Source organism: Pseudobutyrivibrio sp. 49 (assembly GCF_900100545.1).
Taxonomy (GTDB): domain Bacteria; phylum Bacillota; class Clostridia; order Lachnospirales; family Lachnospiraceae; genus Pseudobutyrivibrio.
Map to the genome: position 1 here is coordinate 45,806 of NZ_FNDP01000015.1, position 26,372 is coordinate 72,177.

The 26,372-nt window shown below is 40.3% G+C and carries 20 protein-coding genes and 1 pseudogene; 3 read left to right on the plus strand and 18 right to left on the minus strand.

The window, feature by feature from the left end; genetic code table 11:
- Positions 1–60 precede the first annotated feature (60 nt).
- From BLP54_RS11855 to BLP54_RS16130, 3 genes are read right to left on the minus strand one after another with little or no spacing between them, the layout of a single operon-like run.
- A complete protein-coding gene (locus tag BLP54_RS11855) occupies positions 61–4,191 on the minus strand; it encodes a hypothetical protein (protein ID WP_090169930.1) in 4,131 nt (1,376 codons plus the stop codon).
- A gap of 12 nt (positions 4,192–4,203) precedes the next feature.
- A complete protein-coding gene (locus BLP54_RS16125; protein ID WP_242870698.1) occupies positions 4,204–5,019 on the minus strand; it encodes a glycoside hydrolase family protein in 816 nt (271 codons plus the stop codon).
- Positions 4,917–5,708, minus strand: a complete 792-nt coding sequence (locus BLP54_RS16130; protein WP_242870699.1) for a glycoside hydrolase family protein — start codon at positions 5,706–5,708, stop codon at positions 4,917–4,919. The genes BLP54_RS16125 and BLP54_RS16130 overlap by 103 nt, the downstream gene beginning before the upstream one ends.
- Positions 5,709–5,939: 231 nt before the next feature.
- Here BLP54_RS16130 and BLP54_RS11865 point away from each other — a divergent pair, with 231 nt between their 5' ends.
- Positions 5,940–6,995, plus strand: a complete 1,056-nt coding sequence (locus BLP54_RS11865; RefSeq protein ID WP_090169932.1) for a LacI family DNA-binding transcriptional regulator — start codon at positions 5,940–5,942, stop codon at positions 6,993–6,995.
- On the opposite strand, the gene sdaAA is transcribed toward BLP54_RS11865, so the two are convergent.
- The 14 genes from sdaAA to BLP54_RS11935 all read right to left on the minus strand — a co-directional run bounded on the left by sdaAA (position 6,988) and on the right by BLP54_RS11935 (position 24,517).
- The gene (gene sdaAA / locus BLP54_RS11870; RefSeq protein ID WP_090169934.1) at positions 6,988–7,848 is read right to left on the minus strand and encodes an L-serine ammonia-lyase, iron-sulfur-dependent, subunit alpha; all 861 of its coding nucleotides are present in this window, start codon (positions 7,846–7,848) and stop codon (positions 6,988–6,990) included. The two genes, BLP54_RS11865 and sdaAA, sit on opposite strands and share 8 nt — an antisense overlap.
- A gap of 9 nt (positions 7,849–7,857) precedes the next feature.
- Complete coding sequence (gene sdaAB / locus BLP54_RS11875) at positions 7,858–8,517, minus strand: L-serine ammonia-lyase, iron-sulfur-dependent subunit beta (protein ID WP_090169937.1); 660 nt, start codon at positions 8,515–8,517, stop codon at positions 7,858–7,860.
- Between the two features lie 132 nt (positions 8,518–8,649).
- Positions 8,650–9,039 (minus strand): aspartate 1-decarboxylase, encoded by a 390-nt coding sequence (panD, locus tag BLP54_RS11880; protein ID WP_090169939.1) that lies wholly within the window; start codon positions 9,037–9,039, stop codon positions 8,650–8,652.
- Between the two features lie 16 nt (positions 9,040–9,055).
- On the minus strand, positions 9,056–9,913 hold the full coding sequence (gene panC / locus BLP54_RS11885; protein ID WP_028246126.1) for a pantoate--beta-alanine ligase: 858 nt from the start codon (positions 9,911–9,913) through the stop codon (positions 9,056–9,058).
- Between the two features lie 2 nt (positions 9,914–9,915).
- Positions 9,916–10,800 (minus strand): 3-methyl-2-oxobutanoate hydroxymethyltransferase, encoded by an 885-nt coding sequence (panB, locus tag BLP54_RS11890; RefSeq protein ID WP_081660270.1) that lies wholly within the window; start codon positions 10,798–10,800, stop codon positions 9,916–9,918.
- A 7-nt stretch (positions 10,801–10,807) separates the two neighbouring features.
- Positions 10,808–11,659 carry a Rossmann-like and DUF2520 domain-containing protein gene (locus BLP54_RS11895; protein WP_090169941.1) on the minus strand — a complete coding sequence of 284 codons (852 nt, stop codon included), beginning with the start codon at positions 11,657–11,659 and terminating at the stop codon, positions 10,808–10,810.
- A gap of 230 nt (positions 11,660–11,889) precedes the next feature.
- Positions 11,890–14,235 (minus strand): family 43 glycosylhydrolase, encoded by a 2,346-nt coding sequence (locus tag BLP54_RS11900; protein WP_090169944.1) that lies wholly within the window; start codon positions 14,233–14,235, stop codon positions 11,890–11,892.
- Between the two features lie 81 nt (positions 14,236–14,316).
- Positions 14,317–16,389 (minus strand): endo-1,4-beta-xylanase, encoded by a 2,073-nt coding sequence (locus BLP54_RS11905; protein WP_090169945.1) that lies wholly within the window; start codon positions 16,387–16,389, stop codon positions 14,317–14,319.
- Positions 16,390–16,578: 189 nt separating this feature from the next.
- A complete protein-coding gene (gene clpB, locus BLP54_RS11910; protein WP_090169947.1) occupies positions 16,579–19,161 on the minus strand; it encodes an ATP-dependent chaperone ClpB in 2,583 nt (860 codons plus the stop codon).
- Positions 19,162–19,330: 169 nt separating this feature from the next.
- A complete protein-coding gene (locus BLP54_RS11915) occupies positions 19,331–20,542 on the minus strand; it encodes a DUF4179 domain-containing protein (RefSeq protein WP_090169948.1) in 1,212 nt (403 codons plus the stop codon).
- 16 nt (positions 20,543–20,558) lie between these two features.
- The gene (locus BLP54_RS11920) at positions 20,559–21,068 is read right to left on the minus strand and encodes an RNA polymerase sigma factor (protein ID WP_090169951.1); all 510 of its coding nucleotides are present in this window, start codon (positions 21,066–21,068) and stop codon (positions 20,559–20,561) included.
- Between the two features lie 216 nt (positions 21,069–21,284).
- The gene (locus BLP54_RS11925) at positions 21,285–22,826 is read right to left on the minus strand and encodes a 2-hydroxyacyl-CoA dehydratase family protein (protein WP_090169953.1); all 1,542 of its coding nucleotides are present in this window, start codon (positions 22,824–22,826) and stop codon (positions 21,285–21,287) included.
- Entirely contained in the window at positions 22,826–24,031 is a 1,206-nt protein-coding gene (locus BLP54_RS11930) for a 2-hydroxyacyl-CoA dehydratase family protein (RefSeq protein ID WP_090169955.1), read from the minus strand. Before BLP54_RS11930 ends, BLP54_RS11925 begins: the two co-directional genes overlap by 1 nt.
- A gap of 144 nt (positions 24,032–24,175) precedes the next feature.
- Positions 24,176–24,517 (minus strand): tetratricopeptide repeat protein, encoded by a 342-nt coding sequence (locus BLP54_RS11935; RefSeq protein ID WP_090169956.1) that lies wholly within the window; start codon positions 24,515–24,517, stop codon positions 24,176–24,178.
- Positions 24,518–24,764: 247 nt separating this feature from the next.
- On the opposite strand from BLP54_RS11935, the gene BLP54_RS11940 reads away from it, so the two are divergent.
- On the plus strand, positions 24,765–25,571 hold the full coding sequence (locus tag BLP54_RS11940; protein ID WP_090169958.1) for a hypothetical protein: 807 nt from the start codon (positions 24,765–24,767) through the stop codon (positions 25,569–25,571).
- A 157-nt stretch (positions 25,572–25,728) separates the two neighbouring features.
- The gene (locus tag BLP54_RS11945; RefSeq protein WP_090169960.1) at positions 25,729–25,935 is read left to right on the plus strand and encodes a hypothetical protein; all 207 of its coding nucleotides are present in this window, start codon (positions 25,729–25,731) and stop codon (positions 25,933–25,935) included.
- 155 nt (positions 25,936–26,090) lie between these two features.
- Here BLP54_RS11945 and BLP54_RS11950 read toward each other — a convergent pair.
- A pseudogene (locus BLP54_RS11950) lies at positions 26,091–26,372 on the minus strand (transposase); the annotation flags it as partial.

Below are 26,372 nucleotides of genomic sequence, written 5' to 3' on the forward strand. Positions count from 1 at the left end.
AACTTGAAAAAATGTGGAAGCTAACTATCTCGTCAGCTTCCACACTTCTTTTACTCTAGATTATAATTCTTCCTCTGGCTTATCCTCGGAATTCTCATTAATACTATCATCGTTTTTTTCGCCAAATTCTTCCTCAGATGCTTCCTCAGACTCACTGTCTGACTCACCCTCAGATTCTTCCTCAGACTTCGCATCTGAATCATCTGCATCAGGAGTGCCTGGTTCATTTTCCTCAGAAGTATTTTCTTCTGATTCCTCAGGTATGTCTGCATCATAAATCTTTACTTCAAGTCGACCACCATCATAGCTATCATTACCATCAGGATCGATTGCAAACATTACTGCATCGCCCTTGTGAACAGTGTATATTTCCTTGAATGTAACTGTGCGGTCCTCGCCAAAATTGCCCTGGATGTCTCCACCAATCCACTTCTTTTCTTCACCATTAATGAAGATTCTCATACAAACACCATTTGCATTTGGATCTGCACTGTTTGCAAATTTAGTGTAGCTTCCATCCACAACAATTCTTCCATTTTTGGCAGCCATCCACATGTATGCTGCATTTCTGCCATTTCCTGGCTCTACAAAATCAGGCTTAAGCTCTGGCTTACCACCATTGTAGTAGCGATTATTTTCTTCATCGAATGGAAGTCTTTCAAAGTTCTTTCCATCCCAATCGCACATACCGTAGTACCAGCCGTTTTCTCCTTGAACACCGCTAAAATCATCTGCAAGAGTTGTCTTGTTTTCTCTAGCTTCCTCTTCTGGAACATCACTTGCATCATAAATGTTTACTGAAAGTCTACCAGCGTCCCAGGCGTTGTTATCCTTTGCATCAATTACAAAGGAAATCTTGTCTCCTCTTGAAACATTTACACCTTCAAGCATGAAGTTTACAGAGTTGTCATTACCGTCGCCTCTGAGAGCTTCAACATCCTCTGTTACAACTACAGTATCATTTACATAAACAAGTACCTTTACGCCATCTGGCCAGCTTGGATTTCCATCATTTTGTCCATACTTTACATAGTTTCCAAGAACGTCTATTTTGCCATCCTCATAGACAACCCACTGGTAAATAGCTGCTGCATCCTTTGCTGGATGTACATAATCCTTCTTCATTTCAAGACCTTCATTTTTTGAAGATAGGAATGCAGAGCAATCATCATTTGTCTTCATCAAGCATCTGGCTGAATCAATGCTCTTTCCTTCAAGGAACCACCAGCCGTCCTGGCCCTGTGCAAGTGGAGTTGTAAGCGCACCAAGTGATGTGTTGTTTGAACGCTCCTCATCGCCAACTGACACTCTAAGCACATCAGAATCTGCTATGTCGATATCAAGACATCCGCCGTCCCATGCACTGTTTTTATTGCAGCCAATATCAAATGTAAGAATATCTCCAGCCTTAACAGCAAGCTTATTGAACTGAATATTTTTAACAGTTTTATTCTTTTCACCTCTTGGACAAGTCACAACCTCTTTGAGAAGCTCGCTGTCATTTTTGTAAACCGAAACAACAACACCATCTGGCCAGTCCATGTTTGGATCTTCGTTACCAAATTTTGCATAGCTTCCGTTGATATCGATATTTCCATCAACAGCTACTACCCACTTATACATTGCATGAGCGTTTAATCTAGGCTGTACATAATCTCTCTTTACTTCCAGCCATTTTGCCTTTCGCGAAACATAACCGCTTCCATCGTCAGTTTTCTTTGTAAGTATTTCTGCCTTTTTGATAGATGGACCTTCTAAGTAATACCAGCCATTGTTGCCCTGCTCACCAAAATCTACCTTGAGGTTTGCATAGTTGCTGTCACTATTGTTCACCATTTTTGTGGTCTTGTAATCAGCATCCTCAACAACGAATGTGTAATTTCCACCATCGTAAGCTGTGTTTTCCTTGCCATCTACCATAAGTGAAATGCAATCACCTGCCTTAACATAAAGGCCATTGCAGTTTAATTCTTTCTTTACTTCCTTTGAAACCTCTGGAGCAAACTCTTCCTTTTTCAGAACCTGTCCATTCTTCATCAGGAAAACATTAACACCATCTGGCCAATCTGGATTTTTATCAAGATTCTTATGCTTTGTGTATGTGGTCATAATGTCCACACAGCCTTCTTCCTTGGCAACCCATTTAACGATTGCTGAACGACCCTTGTTACCAGGCATGATATAATCACGCTTAATTTCTACGCCATCTTTTGTTGTATATTTTTCATTCTTCGCATAGGTCTCAAGATTAACAGCGTAGAGTGGGTCAAGATAATATCCCGACTGATAGCACAATCCGTTTGCTCCCTGCGAGCCGAAATCTTCAACTGTTGAGCAGTTGTTGCTTCTGCTATCTGAATAAGAAACAACATCCTTTTCAGTCTTACCTGTAAGTGGTGTAATTCCCTTAATTGAAAATTCAAACTTACCAGCATCATAAGCATTGTTTTCCTTAGGATTTACAACCATTGTTATGAAATCATCTTTTGCAACATCAACCTCTGAAACATCGAGACGCTTTGTCACTTCGTTTATACGATCTGGTGCAAATTCCTCTGAAACAAGAGTTGTATCATTATGGAAAATAGTTACCTTTGTTCCATCAGGCCAGCTAGGATTCTTATCTTCGTTCTTAAACTTTGTATAAGAAGCATCTATTTTGATTTTTCCAGTCTGAGCAACCTTCCACTTGATTACAGCAGAACGTCCCTTGCCTGTGTTTACAAAATCACGCTTTATTTCAAGATAGCTATCATCAAAATATCTGTCTTCATCCTTTTCGAAGTTTGTCATATTCAGGGTATCTGTTGGGTCGTCCTCATAACCCTCCTGGAAGAACCAACCATTGTTGCCCTGCTCACCAAAATCATACTTTATATCCGCAAAATTCTGTCTGGTTTCGGTCTCATCGATTTTTACATCCTTCTCGGTGGTAGCACCATTTCTATCTAAAATAGAAATATCAAAGGCGCCACCATCATAGGATGCGTTACCGTCAGCTGACACCATAAAATATAACTTATCCGCAGTCGTTACATTTATGTCCTTATCACGGAACTTGATTTCATTGGTTCCCTTTGAAGGAGCAGCTACTTTCTTTTTATATAAATTCTCCCCATTTTTATAAACAGAGACGGTAACACCATCAGGATAATCTGGATTTCCATCATTCTGTTCAAACTTAGAATACTTCATTCTAAGCTCGATATTTCCATCCACAGCTGGCTGCCAGCAAAGAATCGCGTTGTCATTTATTGATGGATGAATAAAGCCTTCACTCATTGTGAGATTTGGTGATGTGGCATTTAGGTATTCCTTGCCGTTAAATGTAGAAACAAGGCTTGCATCTTTAACGCTCTTGCCGTGAAGATATGTCCAGCCTCTGTGTCCCTCCGCGCCAAAATCTTCGAAGTTATTCGCATTGTTGTTTTTGCGCTCATGGTCCACTGTTGCCTGAAGTCCTTTATTGTCAACATCATTAATTGATACATAAAGCGAACCACCATCATAAGCATTATTAGCCTTGGCATCTACTACAAAATAAAGACTTTCTAGCTTTTTCACATCCAGCGCCTCAAGCTTTTGCTCAAGAACTTTTTCTGTTTCTGTACTGACATCCACATCATATCTTCCCAACATCTCGTCACCTTTATACGCATATACGGTAACGCCGTCAGGATATGATGGATTCTTATCGCCATTTACAGATTTTACATATGTAAGACTAACATTTACTTTTCCATCCTTTGCAGCACGCCACTCTAAAATAGGAGCAGCAGCTTCAGAAGTATGGATGAAATTATTTTTAACCTCAAGACCGCTTACACCGCGCTGTGAATATTTCTCTCCATCAAAATTTTCCAGGCGCTGTGAGCGACTAGGATTTTGCGCAGAACCATATCGATAAAACCAGCCATTCTTTCCCTGCTCGCCAAAATCGCTTACATTAAATGCGTTATTTGTACGATTTGGAACATCCACAAATTCTGGCTCCACATATCCTTCAACATCAAAAACCTCTGGCCATTTTGCAGATAAAAATGTAAGTCCTTTTTCCTCTAGCATTCCATCTTCGCTTAGATTTCCTGCCAAATGTATTCCCGCTGCTGCGCCGCCTCCTACAACAGCGACACCAGCCAAAGCTATAAGCGCCTTTTTTGTGATTAGCTTTTTAACCACATTATTAACCATTTCAATTCCCCCTTACTTATATACCTTCAAATCCTCCACAGAAACCTTTGATTTTACACTAAAGATGCCCCATTCCAATCCCTGTGAAAGATACATGCGCTCCGTAAATACGATATCGTTATTTACATACATTGAAACAACACCATCGGCGATAACCATTTTTACATCAAGCTCATCCATTTTTCCAAAATCATAATCAACATATGATTGTGGAACCTCGGCCATGATATTGTCTGTGTTGTAAAATTCGATACGCTTGTTTGCAGCATTGAAAACGATATTAAGCTTGCCTACATTTTCGCTATCTAAATTAAAGGCAAATCCAAACATTCCGTTTTCATCAAAGTTCTTAAATTTACCACTAACGATGTAGCTTCCAAGTAGCTTCTTGAAGCCTGCCACCTCGTATTCTTCTCCGGCAAAATTTAAAGTATTATCATCAGACTTTATTGACTCAGTCATCTTTTCAGGAGCTACTGCAAGACTATTTGTCATGCTGGCTTCCACTTCATTTACCATCACAGGGCTAAGGCTTCCGTCCTTTGCCTGGATTAATTCATGTGTAACCATGTTGCCGCCCCAGTCGTATTCAGCATCATCAGCATGTCCTACCTTTGTGCCGTTCCAACCTACTATAAAAAGTCTCTCTCCGTCTGTTTCCATTCTTCCTGCATAGAAACCATTTCCATCAAAGAAATCTCTTTGTGGCTTCTTAAAGCCAGCCTTTAAATCATCTGTAAATCTGTAGTGAACAATTCTGTTTGGCCACTGATCAGAGAATGAAAGATACCATTTATTCTTATACTTAAGAAGTGTTGGGCACTCCATATTTGAATCTGTATCCATATCGTTTTCAAAGAATACCCGTCATCCTTCCAGGTCTTTAAATCCTTTGAAGTGTACTTTGCAATTACACCAGTATTGTTGCTTCTGGTAGTAACAAGCATCCAGTAACAATCCTCATTCTCCATATATAAAACGTATGGATCTCTGAAATCATTTTTTGCATAATTCTCGTTTGCGTAGAAAGTATCCTCTGGTACCTTCTCCCAATTTTCAAGGTCATCGCTAATGGCATGCATTACAGCTTCCTTTGGTTCATATGCATCATTGTGACCTGTATAGAAAGCGTGATACTTTCCGTTTTTATCTTTGATCACACTACCTGTACCAAGTGCAATATCCTGGTCCTTAATAGTCTCTCCGTAATTAATTACAACTCCCTTGTCATCATAATTAACAAAATCCTTTGTCTGCATCATTGCCCAAGGATGATATCCCTGCTTACCATTTCTTTGATCTGCCAGGTAAAAAATATTGTAGGTACCATCATCATAAAATGGCATTGTATCACCTACGAATCCCTCGACTGATGCAGGAAAAACTACATGGTTATCTATGCTCTCTCCCAAATACTGTTCCTCCGCTTCCTGTTTTGCTTCTGATGTCCCTGCAGAACAGCCAATACAGCTTAGGCTAAGGGTGCCAAGCAAAAGCATAACGATTATTCTCCTCATATACCCTCCTTTTGGTGCTACTGCACCTTCGAATGTTACATTTATACTATCATTATGGTGCATATGTATCAATTAGTTTGTGCAAATGTATCACATTTTTGTAGAAACCATTGATTTTTCAAGGTTTGATTTTGTATAAAATGCACACTAGTATTTTTCAGAATGGTGCATTTGACACATTTTTGATATTCCTGTACTATAAATGTAACTAAAAATACTTAGGAGAATATAATGAGTAACCGTGTTACCCTTCAGGAAATTGCAGATTCACTTGGACTATCAAGAAATACTGTTTCAAGAGCTTTAAATAACACAGGCAATGTATCTGCCAACACCAGAAATAAAATCTGCCAGGCCGCACTTGCTATGGGCTACAAGCAGTTTGTATCAGCCGATTCAATTGCACCACTTTCAGAATCACCAAGCCTTACACCTGGTGCCAAATCTGAAATTGCTTTATTCACACAGGCATTTCCAGGTAATTCCCATTCTGGAACAAAAATGCTGGAAGCCTTTCATCACAAAATAGATTCACTTGGCTACAAGCTTTCCATCAATATAATTCGTGATTACGAAATAAATAACCTATGCTTTCCTGCAAACATCAATTTAGAAAACATTGCAGGCATCATCTGCATGGAATTATTTTCAACTGAATACAGTGAATTTCTGTGCAAACAGGATATCCCACTTCTTTTTGTGGATACACCTATCGCGCAAAAATGCAATATTAATGCTGATGTTTTGCTGATGGAAAATCTTTCAAGCGTATACCATATGCTTGATTCTATGATTGGAGCTGGAAATAAAAGGATTTCTTTTGTAGGAGACAGATATCATTGCCAATCCTTCTATGAAAGATGGCAGGCTTATGTTTCTGTACTTGCAGATAACCACCTTTCTGTTGATGCAAATAGCTGCATTCTAGCAGAGGATAGCTCTCCTTATTCAGATGCACAGTGGCTAAGCCAGCAGATTGCCGCGCTTCCTGCTATGCCTGATTTATTTTTCTGTGCCAACGACTTTTTGGCAATGTCCGTGCTGAAGGCCCTTAGATTATTGGGCAAGAAAATACCTGAAGAAGTTCGTATATGCGGATTCGACGATGCTCCAGAGTCAACCCTCACCGAGCCTAGCCTTACCACTGTAAAGATTCGCAGCAGCTCCATGGGCTACACGGCTGCGGAATTACTACTTTCCCGCATCGCCAATCCTTATATACCTTTTAAAAAGACTTACATAGAAACTGATATTATATATCGTGCTTCGGCACCTGAGCTTAAATAGACTTTGCTATTTTCATTCCAGTAGGCGTAGCTGCAACTCCGCCGTTTCCGGTCTCCCTAATATCAGGGCTCATGCTCTTACCAATGGAATTCATTGCATCGAATACCTCATCTGCAGGAATTCTGCTTTCGATTCCTGCCATGGTAAGCTCTGCTGATGTGACTGCATTCATGGCGCCACAAACATTTCTCTTAACACATGGAACCTCCACAAGTCCTGCAACAGGATCACAGGCCAATCCAAGAAGATTCTTAAGTGCTAATGCTGCTGCATTAGCGCTCTGCTTGCCATTACCACCCTTTAAATAAACAAGACCTGCTGCAGCCATTGATGAGGCCGAGCCAATCTCTGCCTGACAACCGCCTTCTGCTCCTGCTAGAGATGCTCGCTTTGCAATAACAGCTCCTACCCCTGCTGCCACAAAAAGGGCCTCAGTCATTTTGTCGTCAGATAATCCCAGCTTTTCCTGAGTTGCAATAAACACTGCAGGAACTACTCCACAGGAGCCTGCTGTAGGAGCTGCAACAATTCGCTTCATGCAGGCATTGCCCTCTGCTACTCTAAGAGCTAGCTCCATGACACGTCCTGTAAACTCTCCAACAAGAGGCTGTCCCTCATCCAAATATTTTCTCAGCTGGCCAGCTTCGCCGCCAACCAAGCCGCTATTACTTCGTATATGCGAATCATAATTCAAAGCAGATTCCTTCATTGCCATGTACATTTTCTTCATGGTTGCGAAAGACTCTTCATCAGATACTGCACGTTCTCTGCAATCATCCGCCTGAACTATCTTCCAAAAAGGAGTGCCAGACTCCTGCTCTTTTTTATAAATCTCTTCTATAGAATCAAACATAAACTACCTCTATCTTGGTGAATAATATGACACCTTCATAATGCCTTCCTGCTTCTCTAATTCCTGTCTTGTCTCAACTGGAACCTCATTATCACATTCGATAACCATAACTGCCTCACCACCACGATTTTTTCTATGAAGCTGCATGGTGGCAATATTGATTCCCTGCTTTCCAAGAAGGCTTGTAACCTCAGTAATATATCCTGGCTGGTCAACATTATGAACGATAAGAGTAGGGCTTTCACCAGAAAAGCTTACGTCCACTCCATCGAGCTGACATACCTCTATTCTTCCACCGCCAAGGGATGCTGCAACAACAGTAACTACTACTCCGCTAACGCCCTGCATAACAACCTTCGCAGAATTAGGATGTACATCGCCTAAATCAATGGTATTAATGGCAAACTCTAAGCCCTGCTCTTTAGCAATTGTAAAGCTCTCTGGAATTCTGATGTCATCTACATCAAGTCCCAAAAGACCTGCCACTAGCGCCTTGTCTGTGCCGTGACCCTTTCCTGTTTTTGCGAAGGAGCCATGCAAATATATATCTGCTTTTTTGATTTCCTCACCCATAAGCTTGTGGCACACATTTCCAATCTTGGCTGCGCCAGCAGTGTGTGAGCTGGATGGTCCTACCATAACTGGACCAATAATATCAAATAAATTCATCTAACTCTCCTAAATGAGATAGCCGTTTTTGCACATAAATAAAACGACTTCTTAATATATTTATTTATGATTAGAATTTTACTCAATCACATAACCTATATCAAGAAGCCGTTAATTATTTATATTGCTATTTTATTGCTCGCCAAGCTTACCGTGCTTTTCATAATTTGTAATGCGTGCTGCTTTATTTGCATCATCTACAAAAACTACCTTAGGCTTGTGGCCTTTGGCTTCTTCTACAGGAATGCTGCAATAGCACATGATGATTACATGGTCGTTTACTGATACGCAACGAGCCGCTGCACCATTAAGGCAAATCACACCGCTTCCGCGCTCACCTGCGATTGTGTAAGTCTCAAAACGATTTCCGTTTTCTACATCAACAATCTGCACCATCTCATATTCAAGGATACCTGCTGCATCAAGCAAATCCTCGTCAATAGTAATACTTCCCACATAATCAAGCTCAGCCTGTGTTACTGTTGCTCTGTGTATTTTGCCTTTAAGCATTGTCAAATTCATAATCTTAATACCTTTCTTACTTTACTGCCTCTTCAACGATGAAGTTATCAATCAAACGTACCTTGTCTCCAAAATAAACAGCTACTGCTGTAAGGATAGGGCCATCAATCTTATCCACCTTTTGAAGCTCGTTCCAGTCTACTATTTCCACATAATCAACTCTGGCAAGTGGCTCAGACTCGATGATATCTGTAACAGCCTTCTTTACCACGTTTGCATCCTTCTCGCCTGAGCGAACCATCTCTTCACCTACTGTAAGAGCCTTGTGAAGAACAAGAGCCTTCTCTCTTTCTTCCTCTGAAAGATATGTATTACGAGAGCTCTTTGCAAGACCGCTTTCCTCACGGATGATAGGACAACCTACGATTTCGATGTTGAAGTTAAGATCACGAACCATACGCTTTACGATTGCAAGCTGCTGAGCATCCTTCTGACCAAAGTATGCCTTATCAGCCTCTGTAATATTGAAAAGCTTGCTGACAACAGTACACACACCATTAAAGTGGATAGGGCGGCTCTTTCCACAAAGCTCTGTTGATAAAGTATCCACACCAACATAAGAATGGAATCCCTCAAGATACATCTCAGATGGTTCTGGATGGAAAATCAAATCAGTACCAAGACCTTCGCATAATTCACAATCAGCGTCGAAATCCCTAGGATATGTAGCTAAATCTTCCTTTGGTCCAAACTGTATCGGATTTACGAAATCAGAAACTATTACCTTATCACACTCACCACGTGCGCGTTTAATTAGGCTTGCATGGCCCTCATGTAAATACCCCATTGTAGGAACAAGACCAATTGTTAAGCCCTGCTTCTTCCACTCTCTAACATTATCCTTAACTTCCTTAATTGTTGCTGCCTTAATCATAATTATGCCTTTACCCTTTCATCCTCAAGTGTTACTGTAAATTCCTTTGTGGCTGCAGCCTTGCGAACCTCTTCCATAACCTCTGAATCAATCTTGAAATTGTGCTCAGCTGATGGGAACGCCTTAGACTTAACCTCTGAATCATACTCCTTGAAAGCACGCTTCATTTCCTCACCGATATTAGCAAAATGCTTTACAAACTTTGGCTTAAATCCTGAGAACATTCCAAGCATGTCCTGATATACAAGAACCTGACCATCACAGCCATTTCCTGCACCAATACCGATTGTAGGAATTGTAAGCTCCTGAGAAATAAGTGTTGCAAGCTCCTCTGGAACGCACTCAAGAGTAACCATGAATGCACCAGCCTCCTCTACTGCCTTTGCATCCTTAAGAATCTGGATTGCACGCTCTACATTCTTTCCCTGTACCTTGAAGCCACCAAAGGCATTGATTGACTGTGGAGTAAGACCGATATGAGCAACTACTGGAATATCCGCATTTACGATAGCACGAATCTGCTCACAAACTGAGGCACCACCCTCAAGCTTTACAGCCTGTGCATGACCTTCCTTGATGAGGCGTCCTGCGTTCTTTACTGCATCGTATACTGATGTCTGATAAGACATGAATGGCATATCTGCCACAAGAAATGTATCCTTAAGACCTCTTGAAACCGAAGCACAGTGATGAATAATATCATCAACTGTAACTGGAAGAGTGTCACTATATCCCATCATTGTCATTCCAAGGGAATCGCCGATAAGAATGGCATTAATACCTGATTCCTCCATAAGACATGCTGTTGAGTAATCATAGCAGGTAAGCATGCTTATTTTTTCTCCGTCTTTCTTCATCTGCTGAAGAGTTGTTACTGTGTTTTTCATTATTCTCCTAATCCTCCTGGGTTGTTAATAGAAGCTCCAAATCACTATAATCACTTTCGGGATGCTTATGCTTTGCCACCTCTAGGGTCTTAAGTGACAGGGTTTTATACACCTGTCTATCTATTCCCTCAAAGGTATCAAGATGCTTTTCCACTGTCCTCATATCATTTCGCTCGATAGGACCGGTTAATGCATCTTTTGTTCCAACCTTTAGAACCTTGTTTACGTTACCTGTCAAAAGTGGCGCAATAGCATCACTTAATAGTTCTTCTGAAAATCCGCATATACGAAGTTCATCTTCTGCAGCCTGAATCAGTGCAACAACAAGATTTGAGCACATAACAGCTGCACCATGGTAACGTGTTTTCACATCTGCATTTATAACTGAATATTTAAGACCACTTTTCTCTAATAGGGCCTTAATATCAGCGATGTGGGCTGCATCTCCTTCAATTGTAAATAATGCTTTTGGAAGCTCCTGGTATGATCTGTATCTATCTGATACAGCCAGTAATGGATGGACCGAGAAACCGTATGCGCCAGTCTCTTCAATATCCTTAAAGATGTTCGAAGATAAAGAACCGCTGCAATGACATATCATTTTTCCAGCGATAGACATGTGTTTTATGCTATCCCAAACTGTAGAAATAGAATCGTCTGGAACAGTGATAAACACCGTATCACATTCTTCAATTAATGTCTCTAAATTCTGAAAATGTTTTGATTTGGTAAAATCCGCTGCACTTTCCGCGGATGAAGACGTGCGGCTGTAATAGCCTGCAAGATTGTGCTGTGTTGTTTCAAAAAGCATGCCAAGAGAACAGCCTACTTTTCCAGCACCTACAAATCCAACCTTCATGGGCAACACCTCCTTATTTATCCGGGGGTGATACAGTCTCGTTCAAAATGATACGAGCATGCCATCGGGCGCACCTTTTTAAAATTTAGAAGCTAAAAGGTATAGTTTCTTTCGAATACCATCCGAAGGACACTTTATCATTTATGTTACGCCATGTAAAGAAACATTTTATATTTTTTGTTCAAAAAAGAGGCTCAAGCCTTTAAACTTGAGCCTCTTTGATAACAATTTTACTGAACCTCAACGCTAATGCTGCTTCCAACATTACCTGAGCCGTTAAATCCAAATTCTACGCTTCCGCCATTTGGAATAGATGAGTTCCAATCTACTGGTGTAAGTACATAAGAATCGCCTGATTCCTTTACATTTACATTCCAGCTAGAATCCATCTTTACTTCGCTCTTCTTAATCTTAAGTGTCCAACCATTTACAGTTTTTCCTGTATTGTTAGATACCTTAATGTTTGCGGTGTATCCGCTTCCCCAGCTGTTAACAGTAGCCTTAGCTGTAAGACCACTTTCTGTAGATGGCTGTGGAGCTGGTGTAGGTGTTGTAGTTGGCTGTGCTGTAGGAGCTGGAGTTGGTGTAGGTGTTGGCTGAGCCTGTGAACCACCATTTACCTTCTCAAACTGCCACTGCTGATTTGGATTTCCATAATATGTCCACTGACATACGTTTGTGCCATCAGCTGTCTTGTGCTCGTAAACATCTACATACTTTGTACCAGCTGATGTCTTTGTAGCGATTGTGTATACACCACTCTTGTTTGTATTCTTTACTACAAACTGCTGTGGGTCATGTGCATACGCATTGTAAATCTGAAGATTTGCGCCATCCTCATCCTTGCCATTTGCAACGTCAAGCATGAAATCTCCAAGTCCTGACTTAAGTGAAATGTAACCATTTCCTAAGTTCTGAACATACCACTTCTGTCCATCAACGCCTGTACCCTTTGAAATACATACATTTGTAGCTGCCTTAGCTGAGTTGCCCTCAACTGTAAGGTACTTCTGTGAAAGTGTATTCTTGAGATAGTACCAACCATCTGCAATGTTTGCTGTAGTATTTGCATCTACATTCTGTGATGGTGTTGGTGTTGGCTGAGCTTCGCTTCCGCCATTATCTGTGTTTGCCTTCCATCTATCAAATGCAAATGAGCCACGAAATACAAGAACAATATCCTTTGCTCCGTTTACATTTCTTACGTTAGCTGTGAAATCCTTGAAGGAACCACTTGTATTTGAAACATTAATTGTTCCAAGTAATGTACCAGACTGTGAGCCCTCTCTTACCTCGATGCTTCCATTTCCGCCACTCTGAACAGTAGCTGTGATAGACTTAACACCCTTAGAGAACTGTACACCCTTAACCTTTGTGAAATCACCATTGTTAATATCTGTTACCCATGCAGAACCATCGCCATTACCGCGAACCTTGATTCCAGCCTGTGTAAACATTGTCTCAGCCTGTACCCACTCGTATGGGTTTACTGAAGGATTCATAGGAACACCAGACATTGTCTGCTTGATTGTCTGGATTCTTCCACCAGAAACGTTAACTCTGTCAATCTGAGTTGTTCTGTAGCCAAGATTGCTCATTACTGCATTCTGTACTGTCATTGTATGATAAGCAATGTAGTAATTACCCTTGAACTCAAAAATCTGATGGTGGTTGTTACCAGCCGAACCATTGAAGAATGAGCCTGGGTTTGCCATAATTTCACCCTGATATGTGAAAGGTCCCATAGGGTTACGGCTTGTCATAACCTGAATTGTTGCATTTCTAAATCCGTTTCTGCAGTTCCAGTTTGAGCAGTATGAATAGTAGTATGTGTTGCCAATTTTGTTAATTCCTGAATCCTCGAAAAGATAAGGCGCATCAATCATAGCAGCAGTACCTACTGTACTAATCATATCGTTTCCAAGCTTGATAACTCTTGCTGTCTTTGGATTTGCATCCTGTCCTCTTGGAACACCACCACCAAAGTAGAGGTAGCCTGTTCCATCACTGTCTACTAAAACGGCTGGATCAAAAAGCCATTCTACATTACAGTTTGGAGTTGCTTTTGTAATGAAAGCATGTCCAAGTGGATCACGCCATGGACCTGTTGGGCTGTCTGCTGTAAGAACGCCAATAGAGCTTGCATTGTTTGCAAAATAAAGGAAAAACTTATCTCTTCCATTAATTCTCTTGCAGCAAATTGTAGGAGCCCAAGAATTGCTAGCCCATCTGGCAGCACCATTGCTACCACCTACATTAATCTGACCGTGATCAGTCCAGTTAACCATATCTGATGAAGAATAGCAGTTTAACTGATTAATTTTTCCATATGAATTTTGTGCATGAGTAGCCTCATATTCCTGGCTATCATTTGTTGTATATACATACACTCTGTTGTTGTAAACAAGAACTGCTGGATCTGCTCCATAGTTCTGAGTTACAAGAGGATTATTCTCATTATCTCCTTTAACATAGCTGCCGTTGATTACAGTAGCTGCTTCAGCACTAACCGCTGTACTGAAAAGCATTGTGCCAGTAATCGCAAGGCAAAAGAACTTCTTAATAAATTTATTCATACAATATCCCTCACGATATCACAATTATTTAATAGTTAGTACAAGCAGGGAAGATACTAATTATCTAGTTACTATTATTTATTACTGAACATCAACGCTAACGTTGTTTGAAACACTACCTGTTCCGTTAAAGCCGAACTCTGCGCTCTGTCCATTTGCAAGTGTCTTGTTCCAATCCATTGGAGTGATTACATAGTAATCGCCAGACTCTTTAACATTTGCACTCCAGCTTGAGTCCATCTTAACCTCGCTCTTCTTGAGCTTTACTGTCCAGCCATTTACAGTCTTTCCTGTATTGTTTGAAACCTTTACTGAAGCTGTGTAACCACTTCCCCAGCTGTTGATTGATACAGTAGCCTTAAGGCCTGACTCTGCTGGTGCCTGTGTTGGAGCTGGTGTAGGAGTTGGTGTTGGCTGTGGAGTTGGTGTTGGCTGAGCCTGTGATCCACCATTTACCTTCTCAAACTGCCACTGCTGATTTGGATTTCCGTAATATGTCCACTGGCATACATTTGTGCCATCAGCTGTCTTGTGCTCATAAACATCTACATACTTAGAACCGTTTGATGTCTTTGTAGCGATTGTATAAACACCACTCTTGTTTGTGTTCTTTACAATAAACTGCTGTGGATCATGTGCATATGCGTTGTAAATCTGAAGATTTGCACCATCCTCATCCTTACCATTTGCAACATCAAGCATGAAATCGCCAAGACCTGACTTAAGTGAAATGTAACCATTTCCTAAGTTCTGAACATACCACTTCTGGCCATCAACACCTGTACCCTTGCTGATGCATACATTTGTAGCAGCCTTAGCTGAGTTGCCTTCAACTGTAAGGTACTTCTGTGAAAGTGTGTTCTTAAGATAATACCAACCATCAGCAATGTTTGCTGTAGAGTTCTTATCTACATTCTGTGATGGAGTTGGTGTTGGTGTTGGCTGTGGAGTTGGTGTAGGTGTTGGTCTAGTACCTGGGTTTGAACCTGGCTGACCAATTACATCTGTGTAAGCCTTGATTACGCTGTTGTAAGACTGCTTAGCCTGACCTGGTCTGGAGAACAATAATGGAGCAGAATTGCTAATCCATGTTGTCTGATCAGAAAGTCCCCACCAAGTAATACTTGTAATCTTGCCACCGTTCTTCTTAGCTGTATTGATATTTTTGAAGAGCTGATAAGCGTAATTAGCCATATCATTATCGCCCTTGTTAGTAATATCCATCTCAGTAATCTGAACTTCGAAACCTGCTCTTAAGAATGAGTTAAGTGCTGTTGTATAGTAATCAACTGAAGGGAAGCCTGTTCCAAGGTGAGACTGCATACCTACACCTGCACAAACCTTTCTGCCCTGGTTGATATAGTTCACAAGTGTGATTACATCATTAACTTCCATATATGTGTTGTAATCGTTGTAGAAAAGCTTTACAGAATCTGTAAGCTTGAAATACTCAAGTGTGTCGTAAGCATAGTTGAAAGCCTTCTTTACATATGAAGCATTCTTTCTGTTATTTCCATAAACTGCTTCCCAACCTGAGTTATTTGCATGTAAAATCTCATTTGCTACGTCCCATGCATAAACAACACTACCATACTGGTTTGTGTATACATGGTTCATAACTGTCTTTACATACATTTCAAGACGTGCATCCATAACAGATGAATTAACAAAACCTGCTCCACCGCTATAGTTGCTACGGAAGAACCAAGAAGGTGTCTGTGAATGCCATACTAATGTATGAGCTCTCATCTTGAGACCATTCTGGTAACAGATTTTCATAACCTCATCAACTGTGCTGAAGTTAATCTGTGGTACGTACTGCTCTCTGTAATTATCTGGGATATAGTAGCCCTGATTCTTAGCCTGTGAAACTGAGATAAGTCTTGCAGAACCGCCAAGTAATGCATCTGGCTTCATCTCGTTTTCAAGAGTAATACTGTTGTAATGCTGCTTTAAGAAATTAAGCTGACCTGCATCTCTAAGCTGATACAGGTTAATACATGTTCCTGAATAACCATATGTGCTTCCATAGGTATTAAGGAGTGTTGCCTGTGCTGCATTTGCAGTAAGGCTTGGTGCTGTGGCAAGCATTGTAAAAGCGCATGCGACAGCAAGGAGTTTCGATGCGAAACTCTTTAACAATTTTTTCTTCATTTCATTATCCCCCATGAAATATTATTTATAACTCTCTCCCCTGCTTGTAATAATATCGTAACATATTTAATAATTCCACACATTATCAATTCTTGCGGTCTATTTATCAATTATTGCCTTATCTACATAAAAATAGACTCTGTGGTAAAATATCCACAGAGTCCATTGATTATATTTGTCAAATTGTCACTATTTCGCTGTTAGCTGAGTTCCATCGCTATCAATTGTAATGGTACTACCCTCATGAATATCTCCACCAAGGATGATTTTTGCAGCCATAGTTTCCACATTTTTTTGAATAAATCTACGAAGTGGACGGGCACCATATACTGGATCATAGCCCTGATCTATTACAAATTGTTTAGCTGCTGAGGTAAGCTCAATCTTAAGCTGTCTATCCTCGAGTCTTTGGTTGAGCTCTTCAAGGATAAGATCTACGATACCTCCGATGTTATCCTTTGTAAGAGGCTTGAACATAATGATTTCATCAAGTCTATTAAGAAACTCTGGTCGGAATGAATTTCTAAGCTCATTCATTACCAGCTCATTTGTCGCGTCGGTGATCTCGCCAGTTGCTTCATCAATACCATCAAGTAGATACTGTGAACCAAGATTTGAGGTCATGATAATGATTGTGTTTTTGAAATCCACTGTACGTCCCTGGGAATCAGTGATTCGACCATCATCAAGCACCTGTAAAAGCACGTTGAACACATCTGGATGTGCCTTTTCAACCTCATCAAAAAGTACTACCGAATACGGCTTACGTCTCACCGCTTCTGTCAATTGGCCACCCTCATCGTAGCCTACATATCCTGGAGGCGCTCCGATAAGTCTAGACACGCTAAACTTTTCCATGTACTCGGACATATCAAGACGAACCATTGCGTTCTCATCATCAAAAAGTGCCTGTGCAAGAGTCTTTGCAAGCTCTGTCTTACCTACACCAGTAGGTCCTAAGAATAGGAATGAGCCGATTGGCTTTGTAGGGTCCTTGATACCTGCCTTTGAACGGATGATAGCCTCCGAAACAAGCTTTACTGCATCATCCTGTCCCATTACTCTCTTGTGCAATTCCTCATCAAGATGAAGTGTCTTGCTGCGCTCACTCTCGTTAAGCTTTGCCACAGGAATGCCTGTCCATCTGGAAATGATTCTTGCAATTTCATCCTCTGAAACATTCTCATGAACAAGATTTGCATCCCTACTCTTTAATTTTTCCTCTGCATCAGCAAGCTTGGCCTCAAGCTCTGGAAGTCTGCCATACTGAAGCTTTGCTGCTTCTTCAAGGTCATATTTTTGCTGAGCAATCTTAATCTGGCCCTGAACGTCATCTAATTCCTCGCGGATTTTTGTAACATCCTCCACCAGCTTTTTCTCGTTATCCCATGCAGCCTTCTTTGTATTGTACTCGTCTCGAAGTTCTGAGAGTTCCTTCTGAAGGTCAGCTAGTCTATCCTGAGAAAGCTTATCTGTCTCCTTTTTAAGAGCTGCCTCTTCAATCTCCAGCTGCATAACTCGTCTGTTCATTTCATCCAGCTCTGCCGGCATTGAATCAAGCTCTGTCTTAATAAGTGCACAGGCTTCATCCACAAGGTCGATTGCCTTATCTGGAAGGAATCTGTCTGAGATATATCTGTTTGAAAGGGTGGCTGCTGAGACCAATGCACCATCTGTAATCTTTACTCCGTGGAATACCTCATAGCGCTCCTTAAGTCCACGAAGGATTGAGATAGTATCCTCGACTGTAGGCTCATCAACCATAACTGGCTGAAAACGACGCTCAAGTGCAGCATCCTTTTCAATGTACTCTCTGTACTCATCAAGGGTGGTAGCACCGATACAGTGAAGCTCTCCACGGGCAAGCATAGGCTTTAACATATTACCTGCATCAAGTCCACCGCTGCCATTCTTTCCTGCTCCGATGATTGTGTGTAATTCATCAATAAACAGGATGATTTCGCCATCTGAATTTTTAATCTCATCAAGGACAGCCTTTAATCTCTCCTCAAACTCGCCCTGGTATTTTGCACCTGCAATCATTGAACCAATCTCAAGTGAGAATACCTTTTTATTCTTAAGTGCATCTGGCACATCACCACGAACAATACGCTGTGCCAAACCCTCTACAACTGCTGTTTTACCAACACCAGGCTCACCGATAAGAACTGGATTGTTCTTTGTCTTTCGGCTTAGGATTCGGATAACATTTCGTATTTCCTCATCACGACCAATTACTGGATCAAGCTTGTTATCTCTTGCTCTTTCTACCAGGTCGTAGCCATACTTCTCAAGTGTGTCGTAGGTAGCCTCTGGATTATCCGTATTTACGGTTTGGTTTCCTCTAACTGTTGCAAGGACTGCAAGGAAGCTGTCTCTTGTTATACCAAACTGTTTAAAAATATTCTTAATAGGAGTGCTTGGCTTTTTAATCATAGCAAGCATAAGGTGCTCTACCGAAACATAGCTATCTCGCATAGCCTTTGCTTCATCCTCTGCATAGGTAAGCACATAATTAAGCTGCTGACCTACTCTAAGCTGTCCTCCCTGCACCTTCACTCTGGCACTAAGAGCAGCGTCTATCGCATTTACGAATTGAGTAGTGTCGATATTCATCTTGCTAATCAATGAAGGAATCAGACCATTCTCCTGACGCATCAGCGCCATTAAAAGATGCTCCTGCTCCAGCTCCTGATTACCATACTCCATTGCTATCTTTTCACAGCCATTTATGGCTTCTATAGATTTCTGTGTAAATTTCTGGATATTCATAAATCTTCTCCTTTCTCCCTAGCCTTCCCTTCGCCAGGGTGGCAGATGATGTACCTTCTCTTTTCTTAATTATGTTCTAACACAAAAATTAGCACTCTACAAGAGAGAGTGCTAATAATTAATAAATATTTTATATTTTGTCTATAAAAAGCCTTTATTTATGCCTTTTTTAGAATTCTATCTTTCCACTCCAAAGAGCCTTTTCATCCAAAATATCTTTTGCTCCATCACCTTCTAACTGAAGCCCCTTTATTTCGTCCATGTAATCATAGTAGTCGCAAACATAAAGCGTTATTTCAGAGATATCATGTCCATCCACTGGAACCATATCCAAATTATTAACTGCCGACATATGTTTTCCATCCTTATCAAGGGCAACAACAATATAATCCGCATTTGGATCATCATATTCTAACTCTAATTCAAATGGTGTTTTGCAAACTGTTATCTCACTAAGCCCGGATACACCTTCAACGGCAATGGTTCTTGATGTAGTATTTTCTCTATCAACCTTTACTTCAAATGAAAACTTCCAAGGACCATCAATCCACCAATTTTCATATTCATTCCTAAAGCCAAGAGAATCTTGTTCTTCTGTTGACAACTTACTAAATTCCGGATTATTAATATCAGTAACAATATCATTTAGTTCAAAATCTACTGTAAAGGAATCAGGCAACTCATAATGTGAAACTGGTGTATTGGCGTCTGTATAATAATCACTACTATCAAGCACATCCTTTGAGTAGTAATTCAGCACATAATCTAAATCGACCTTTACGACTCCCTGGAATGTATTATCATCAATAAATTCTCCACTTAAATAATCTAAAGAATTATTATTATAACTACTATCCTCTGTCTCAAAGCTATATTTTAATTTTGAATCAAATAGATAAAACATATACATGTCCTTGTTATCCAAATCAGGATACATCTGATTAATTGGGAACGCCTCTTTTGACTCAATAATCATACTTATATACATTGCTTTCTCATCGCAATAGATATCCTGCAAAGTTACAGTATTGCCATCCACAGTCTGGCTTAATGCCACAGCATCATTTAATGAATCTGATGCAATTGGTTTTGCGTATTTTTCATAATCCCCACCAAAACCAAGTTTATGGCCAATACTCGAAAATACATTTCCAACAACAGGAACCTCTTCTGCAAAAGAAGGATTTGTAATACATACACCTGATAGAATCACTACGCCAAGGGCTGCAGCTGTTGCTACTATTTTCTTAACAATTCTAAAGCTTCTCTTTTTCATTGTCCTCTCCTCTTCCTCATAAATCTGAGTAAAGGCAAGGTCTACTTTTTCCTGAACTATTGTAGGAATTTCAGCATCAGATATTATTAACTTCTTTTTATCCATATCACTGTCTTCCTTTCTACTCAACTATCTCGTAATATCTGGCCAATCTTTCTCGGCCACGCTTTAATCTGGTTTTGACTGTATTCGCCGGGAGTTCTAATACTTTTGAAATCTCATCGATGGAATAACCCTGCCAATAAAACAGCACTATGATAACTCTGTATTTCTCCTCAAGCTTACTCAAAGCTTCTTTCAGCTCTAGGTTACAGTCGTCCTCATAGGTAGGTTCATCCCATTCATGAATCTCGGCCTGATTCTGCCCATTCCTAATGATGTCATAACAATTATTCATGAGAATCTTTGTAAGCCAAGTTTTAAAATATTTGTTAAACCTAAGTGTATCAATTTTCTCCCAACAATTTAGGATTGTCTCCTGAATGGCATCGGCCACATCCTCATCATTCATAAGAATTGCCAGTGCCACCTTGTACATGTCCTGCATATGTCTATTTATTAGTTCAGTAAAAGCATCCTTATCACGCCTTTTTGCTCTTACTATAAGTTCATTTATGTCTCGCTTCTGCATTTATAGCAGCCTCCTGTTGTGCACACAGTATTAAGAATAATCAAAGCGTCCTTCAATTGTTCTTACATACATTAGACGTGTGGTGAGTGAAAAAGTTTCACTTTATAAAAAAATAATTCACAAAGTTTAAAAAGTGTTCAGCTTGAATATCTTTATCGCGATAAAAAGGCCTAAGCCGAAAGCTTAGACCTTAGCAAACACCATATTTTATAAAAACTACCAACAGAGTGAATCATCAAAGTCCTCCAGGCTTGGGTCCACTGGCTCTTCCTTGAGGATGGTGCGCATGTAGCGATTTACCTCGGTGCGCATGTCACGTCGGGTGCCGTCATAAGGTACCATCAGATTGTGATTTACCCAAATCCAGTGAATGCCGCGCTTTCTGGCCTCTTCTTCAAAAAGGCCATGGTAGCCTGCCATAGATTTGCACCCAATGTGCACATACATGATGACCATATCTGCGTTCATCTGCTCACAGATTCTGAAAAGGTCCTCCACACCTGTTTCATAGCCACCATTAGAGCGGCTTCTCATAATCATATTTTCGTAGAGATAACCTAAATCTAGAAGTGCCTGATGTTTGTCTGTGGTGCTGACCATCTCTGTAGAAACGCAGCAAAGCATGTCATTGATTGGCACGATTCCCCAGCAGTTCATAAGCCAATTCGGAAATGCGGTATAGTACGCAGCCTGAACACCCCAAAGGATTGCACGATGGCGATACTCTTTGCAGGCCATTTCCTTATTCCTATAAGCCTCAGTTGCAAGTTTTGTAATCTTCTTACTTGTCTCTAAAAAGAGCGGACTACGTCCACCGGCTGCCATATATTCACCATATCTATAGAAACCAAGTGTGGCTCCCAGCAGCTGTGGATATGGTGTCTTATTGATTTCCAGCCACTCTAAAAATTCCTTTGTTTCATCATTGAAGCGAGCCATATTTTCAAAAAGATAATCCCAATCGAATTTCTCACCTGTCTGCTCCTCGATAAAGTGAATGGCATTTAAAATTTCCTCACCTGCATATTCCTGCACACTCTCCTGGCGATGACGGATTGGCGATGCCAATTGGAATGTAGGTATACCCATACTTCTTGCCATAAGTCCACCGCCCATAAGACTGCCATCGCAGGTAGTATTACACTGAACTGCACAGGCACCTATCTTAGGCAAATCGTCATCAATGGCTGCTCCAAGCTCCGCAGCAGGCATTGGGCAAACATCTGTAGGAACTCCATATTCGTGGGTCTTGTCTACATAATGCATTACACCTTCCTGACACATAAAGGAGCTGGCATAGATGGCAGGTACCTCATAGCTGACCCACTTAAGATTGCGGAAGCCACCCATAAGAGTACTCATCATATTTTCATCGAAGATAACCATCTTCTTTGAAAGCTCGGTATCATTTCCAATTTCAGGATCAGCCTTAAACATATCTGTAAGAGATAGTGTCATATCGATAACAATCAGACCGATTCCTTCGTGAGCAAGACGAAGTGCTGTTCCACGAAGTCCTTCTGTGTGACGATCCATAAAATCCGGAACCTCAAGATAATTGCTCATCCAACGATATCTAAAGAAGCCCTTGAAATTGTTTGGCTTCATCATAAATCTAGCCAGCACTGATAGATAGTAAAGCCAGCGTGTGTAGTCGTACCAGGTATCTCTAAAGCCACGCCATTCTCTGCGGCGGCGAGGGCGACGCCCTGAATAAATCGCTTTTCCAAGTGGCTCACTTCCAACTGCTTTTCCCATTAGTTCGCCCTCCTTTCTGCCTTCTCTTGTGCAAGTTTTTTCATTTCAACTCGCTCCACGAAAGCCTGTACTCGTGTGCGAAGCTGACCTGATGAACGAACAGAATATGGTCTGTCTACTGAAAGCACTGGCCAGCCATACTCATCCTCCATAATATGAAAGGCTGCTGCTCGCTCATAGCCCCAGTAATCACAGAATTTTATCTGCTCGTAAATCAAACCATCAGCGTGATATTCCTTTGCAAGAGCATCCACATAATCACGTCTTTCAAAAATCTTGTCCTGATTGAAAAAGCGAGGGCACTTGCCCCACTGTAAATAGGTGCGACAAATCTGAGTGAGGACATCCTCCTCATCATTAAGCACAATCTCCTGTCTGCCAGGCAAAGAACCGAAACAGTATCTGTCAGCTACTACAAGAGCACCATATTCCTCTGCAAGCTTGATAAATTCTGGATCATCCACCTCAGAACCAACCACTACTACCCTGATGCGGTATTTATCAGGTGAATCAGGCTCACGAGTCTTAAGCTCCTCTAGTGTCTCCTGTAGCTTTTCTATAAGAAGATATTTAGGACAGCAGTATGTAGCAAGACACAGCACAGCAAACTCATATCCTGTAATAACAGGATTATCGCATTTACGATAATCACCAATTGCTGTAATCAATCGGCTAATCTCATTTTGCTCCTCTACTGCCTTGCGAAGTGCAGCATCAGAAATGTCGACGCCAAAATTTTTTTGAAGTGGCTCGAGCACACGAATACGCATCTGCTTTACATAGTGTCTTAGAGCAGTTTCATCAGATTTCATAGGAACATCTGCGTATGTAACAAAGAATGAATCCTTGGGATTAGTCTTTAATTTTTCTATATTTTCCACGCAACGATTCATCTGAGCGCATGCATCCGGCGCCAAAATGCAATCTAGGAAATTGAATCCACCCTCAAGAGCACGTTCAAGATATGCACGACAAGCCTCACATAAAGTGGAACTCATATAATAGGTTCCCATTTCAATGGAGCCTGTGCGAGGTGCACGTAGACGTGTGGAGAAACAACCTGGCAGATTTAAAAGTGGCTCTGGTATCTGAAAACAAACATGTCCGATTGCTTTCTTACCTTCAGACTGAGCCTGTCTGCATAAGTCGTTATAGGAATCCTCCAATAACTTTTCAAAATAATATAAATGCTTTAAGTCTTTCACAACCTTCTCCAATACTATTTTTATTGATAAATAGTATTGTAACAATAAACTAAATTTCGCTCAATCAGTTTCTTGCTCACAAAGAAAAATGCCACATCCAATAATAGATGTGGCACCAAATTTATATTTATTATAAATCTTCCCCTATACCTCTACGCAACGATATGCTGATGGCAGATACATGTTAGATCTGAGAATCTGAATGTTTACACAATCCATATAATCATTCTGCAAATCATTTATATCAGCAGCAATGTCTATATATTCCTTTGCCTTCTCGGTATCACCTTTAAGCAACATAACGTTTGCCATATTTAATAATGTACGCCCACAGCTCTTTTCAAGTCTCAAGGTTTCATAGGCACCGAGAATCTCTTGATAAATGGTAAAGGCTTCATCATAATCTTTATCTGCAACTGCTTTTGCAGCTTTCTGATCCAAATCATTAATTAACTTCGAAATACTCTGTATATCATCTTTATTCATGAATCCTTACCTCCTATCAATAAATCTCTACCATTAACTGTAATCTCGGGACCATCAATGCAGGCAATCATTATAATACACTATTTCGGCATATCTGTGTAGTTATTCACAGATTTTTCACATTTCTGCATAACAAAACTCTTTCAATTTTAGTAGTTTTCAATAAATTATCACTAAATATAGTGATAATTCTGTAAGTGCAGTACAAAATATGCTATTATTCAGTTAGTAGTGGAGGATAATTTATATGGTTATTAATGATATTATGTTTAAAACTCAGCTAAACTATCACATACAAGCGGCTATGGACGAACAAGAAGATGATTCCTTAAATATAGAAGATGTAAAACATATTGATCTTCGCAGATGTCTGTTTGCAGATTTTAAAAAAGCAATGATATATGTCAGAGAGAACTATCCTGATTATAATTACAGCGATTTCACAATCGATGCTGTAAAACCTGCTCCTGCAGACTTCTCAGAAAGTAAGAAATATGATTTCACTGAGCTTATAGATTATGCTAAACACACTGCAATCACCATAGGCAATATGACTCTCTTTAGCGAACTTCAGAAAATTGCCAGTGCCGCAGAAAAATTTAATTTGAGTGTTGCTGAACATCATGAAAAAAAAGCAGGAAATGTTTTGTCCTTTCAGGACTATGACAACTATTTTGTAGCAGATACCCCTAACACTTTCCAGGAAATTGGAAGCTGTGTCGTAGGCGGTGGAAATGCTGAGGCAGTTAAAGTTGCTGCCACCCTGCATGCCAGCAGTACAGAAGAAAGACCTATCGTTTCTGTCAGAGCCTTTTCTCTGAACACAAACACCTATCTTCCTAATATAGATATCATTGATCTGAGTACTATCTATAAGTCAAATGCATCTATTATGGAAGTCTTCGCATACATGAGTTACCACGACTACCTCAAGGGAGAGTTTAATCATTCCTTTGATAAGCTTTTGTTTAGCGGTTCTCTTGCGATTGAGTCTTTGGAGGATATGTACTCTAAACACTATGATTTAGGGACTTTCGATTATCTGAATAAGTAGATGATAGGAAGGCTTGTTGGCAATCTTGTACAAAATCGTTATAGTAATTTGTGTGTTTTGAATATTTTATGGTAATTATAACTATTGTGCAATCATCTCTGACCCTGTAAAATACCTTTCGGACTTAAGGAATTGTTTTTTATAGGAGATATCAGAAATGTTAAACCTTATCGTATTAGTTATTTTTACTGCAGTTACATTATTTTTCTTAAATTACATTGTATCAAGCGTAGCATATGCAAAGAGATCAGCTGAGATTGAAGATTCTCACTGCCTTACAAGAGCAATTGGTGCAATCATCTTAAGTGTTGCTGTTATCGTAGCACTTTGGGCACAGGCTTTTTACTTATTCTTTTTTGCATAATATGCAAATTAAAAGGACTATCAAATTGATAGTCCTTTCAGAGTGTAGACAAAGAGGATGCTGCAAAACCAAGTTTTGCAGCATCCTTTCCTTTTTTCTAAGATTCTATTTTTATTTTTGTGTAAAAAGACCTGTTTTTAGGCCATTTTCAATTCCCATTCTTGCTGTATTTTTGCTAGCTTCTTTAAATTCATACACGCAAAGGTAAGCGCAACCTTCATTACCATGCGCGCCTTACCATACATCTGTGTATATCTGAAACCATGATTCTCTTTAGCTGTCCCAAAGATTCTTTCAATGGTTTCTTTTCTGTGAGAGTATAAATCTTTCATACCTAAGGTCTGTCTTATATCTTCACATGCTTCCATGTATTCTTCCCAGACATGACGAGTTACAATTTTTACATGATTCTTGCTGGCTGTACATTGTCCTAAGAA

What these genes read in the sequence shown, in the direction of transcription:
- BLP54_RS11855 (WP_090169930.1), bottom strand. Translation starts at nt 4,191, where the DNA reads ATGGTTAATAATGTGGTTAAAAAGCTAATCACAAAAAAGGCGCTTATA.
- BLP54_RS16125 (WP_242870698.1), bottom strand. Translation starts at nt 5,019, where the DNA reads ATGGAGTGCCCAACACTTCTTAAGTATAAGAATAAATGGTATCTTTCA.
- BLP54_RS16130 (WP_242870699.1), bottom strand. Translation starts at nt 5,708, where the DNA reads ATGAGGAGAATAATCGTTATGCTTTTGCTTGGCACCCTTAGCCTAAGC.
- BLP54_RS11865 (WP_090169932.1), top strand. Translation starts at nt 5,940, where the DNA reads ATGAGTAACCGTGTTACCCTTCAGGAAATTGCAGATTCACTTGGACTA.
- sdaAA (WP_090169934.1), bottom strand. Translation starts at nt 7,848, where the DNA reads ATGTTTGATTCTATAGAAGAGATTTATAAAAAAGAGCAGGAGTCTGGC.
- sdaAB (WP_090169937.1), bottom strand. Translation starts at nt 8,517, where the DNA reads ATGAATTTATTTGATATTATTGGTCCAGTTATGGTAGGACCATCCAGC.
- panD (WP_090169939.1), bottom strand. Translation starts at nt 9,039, where the DNA reads ATGAATTTGACAATGCTTAAAGGCAAAATACACAGAGCAACAGTAACA.
- panC (WP_028246126.1), bottom strand. Translation starts at nt 9,913, where the DNA reads ATGATTAAGGCAGCAACAATTAAGGAAGTTAAGGATAATGTTAGAGAG.
- panB (WP_081660270.1), bottom strand. Translation starts at nt 10,800, where the DNA reads ATGAAAAACACAGTAACAACTCTTCAGCAGATGAAGAAAGACGGAGAA.
- BLP54_RS11895 (WP_090169941.1), bottom strand. Translation starts at nt 11,659, where the DNA reads ATGAAGGTTGGATTTGTAGGTGCTGGAAAAGTAGGCTGTTCTCTTGGC.
- BLP54_RS11900 (WP_090169944.1), bottom strand. Translation starts at nt 14,235, where the DNA reads ATGAATAAATTTATTAAGAAGTTCTTTTGCCTTGCGATTACTGGCACA.
- BLP54_RS11905 (WP_090169945.1), bottom strand. Translation starts at nt 16,389, where the DNA reads ATGAAGAAAAAATTGTTAAAGAGTTTCGCATCGAAACTCCTTGCTGTC.
- clpB (WP_090169947.1), bottom strand. Translation starts at nt 19,161, where the DNA reads ATGAATATCCAGAAATTTACACAGAAATCTATAGAAGCCATAAATGGC.
- BLP54_RS11915 (WP_090169948.1), bottom strand. Translation starts at nt 20,542, where the DNA reads ATGGATAAAAAGAAGTTAATAATATCTGATGCTGAAATTCCTACAATA.
- BLP54_RS11920 (WP_090169951.1), bottom strand. Translation starts at nt 21,068, where the DNA reads ATGCAGAAGCGAGACATAAATGAACTTATAGTAAGAGCAAAAAGGCGT.
- BLP54_RS11925 (WP_090169953.1), bottom strand. Translation starts at nt 22,826, where the DNA reads ATGGGAAAAGCAGTTGGAAGTGAGCCACTTGGAAAAGCGATTTATTCA.
- BLP54_RS11935 (WP_090169956.1), bottom strand. Translation starts at nt 24,517, where the DNA reads ATGAATAAAGATGATATACAGAGTATTTCGAAGTTAATTAATGATTTG.
- BLP54_RS11940 (WP_090169958.1), top strand. Translation starts at nt 24,765, where the DNA reads ATGGTTATTAATGATATTATGTTTAAAACTCAGCTAAACTATCACATA.
- BLP54_RS11945 (WP_090169960.1), top strand. Translation starts at nt 25,729, where the DNA reads ATGTTAAACCTTATCGTATTAGTTATTTTTACTGCAGTTACATTATTT.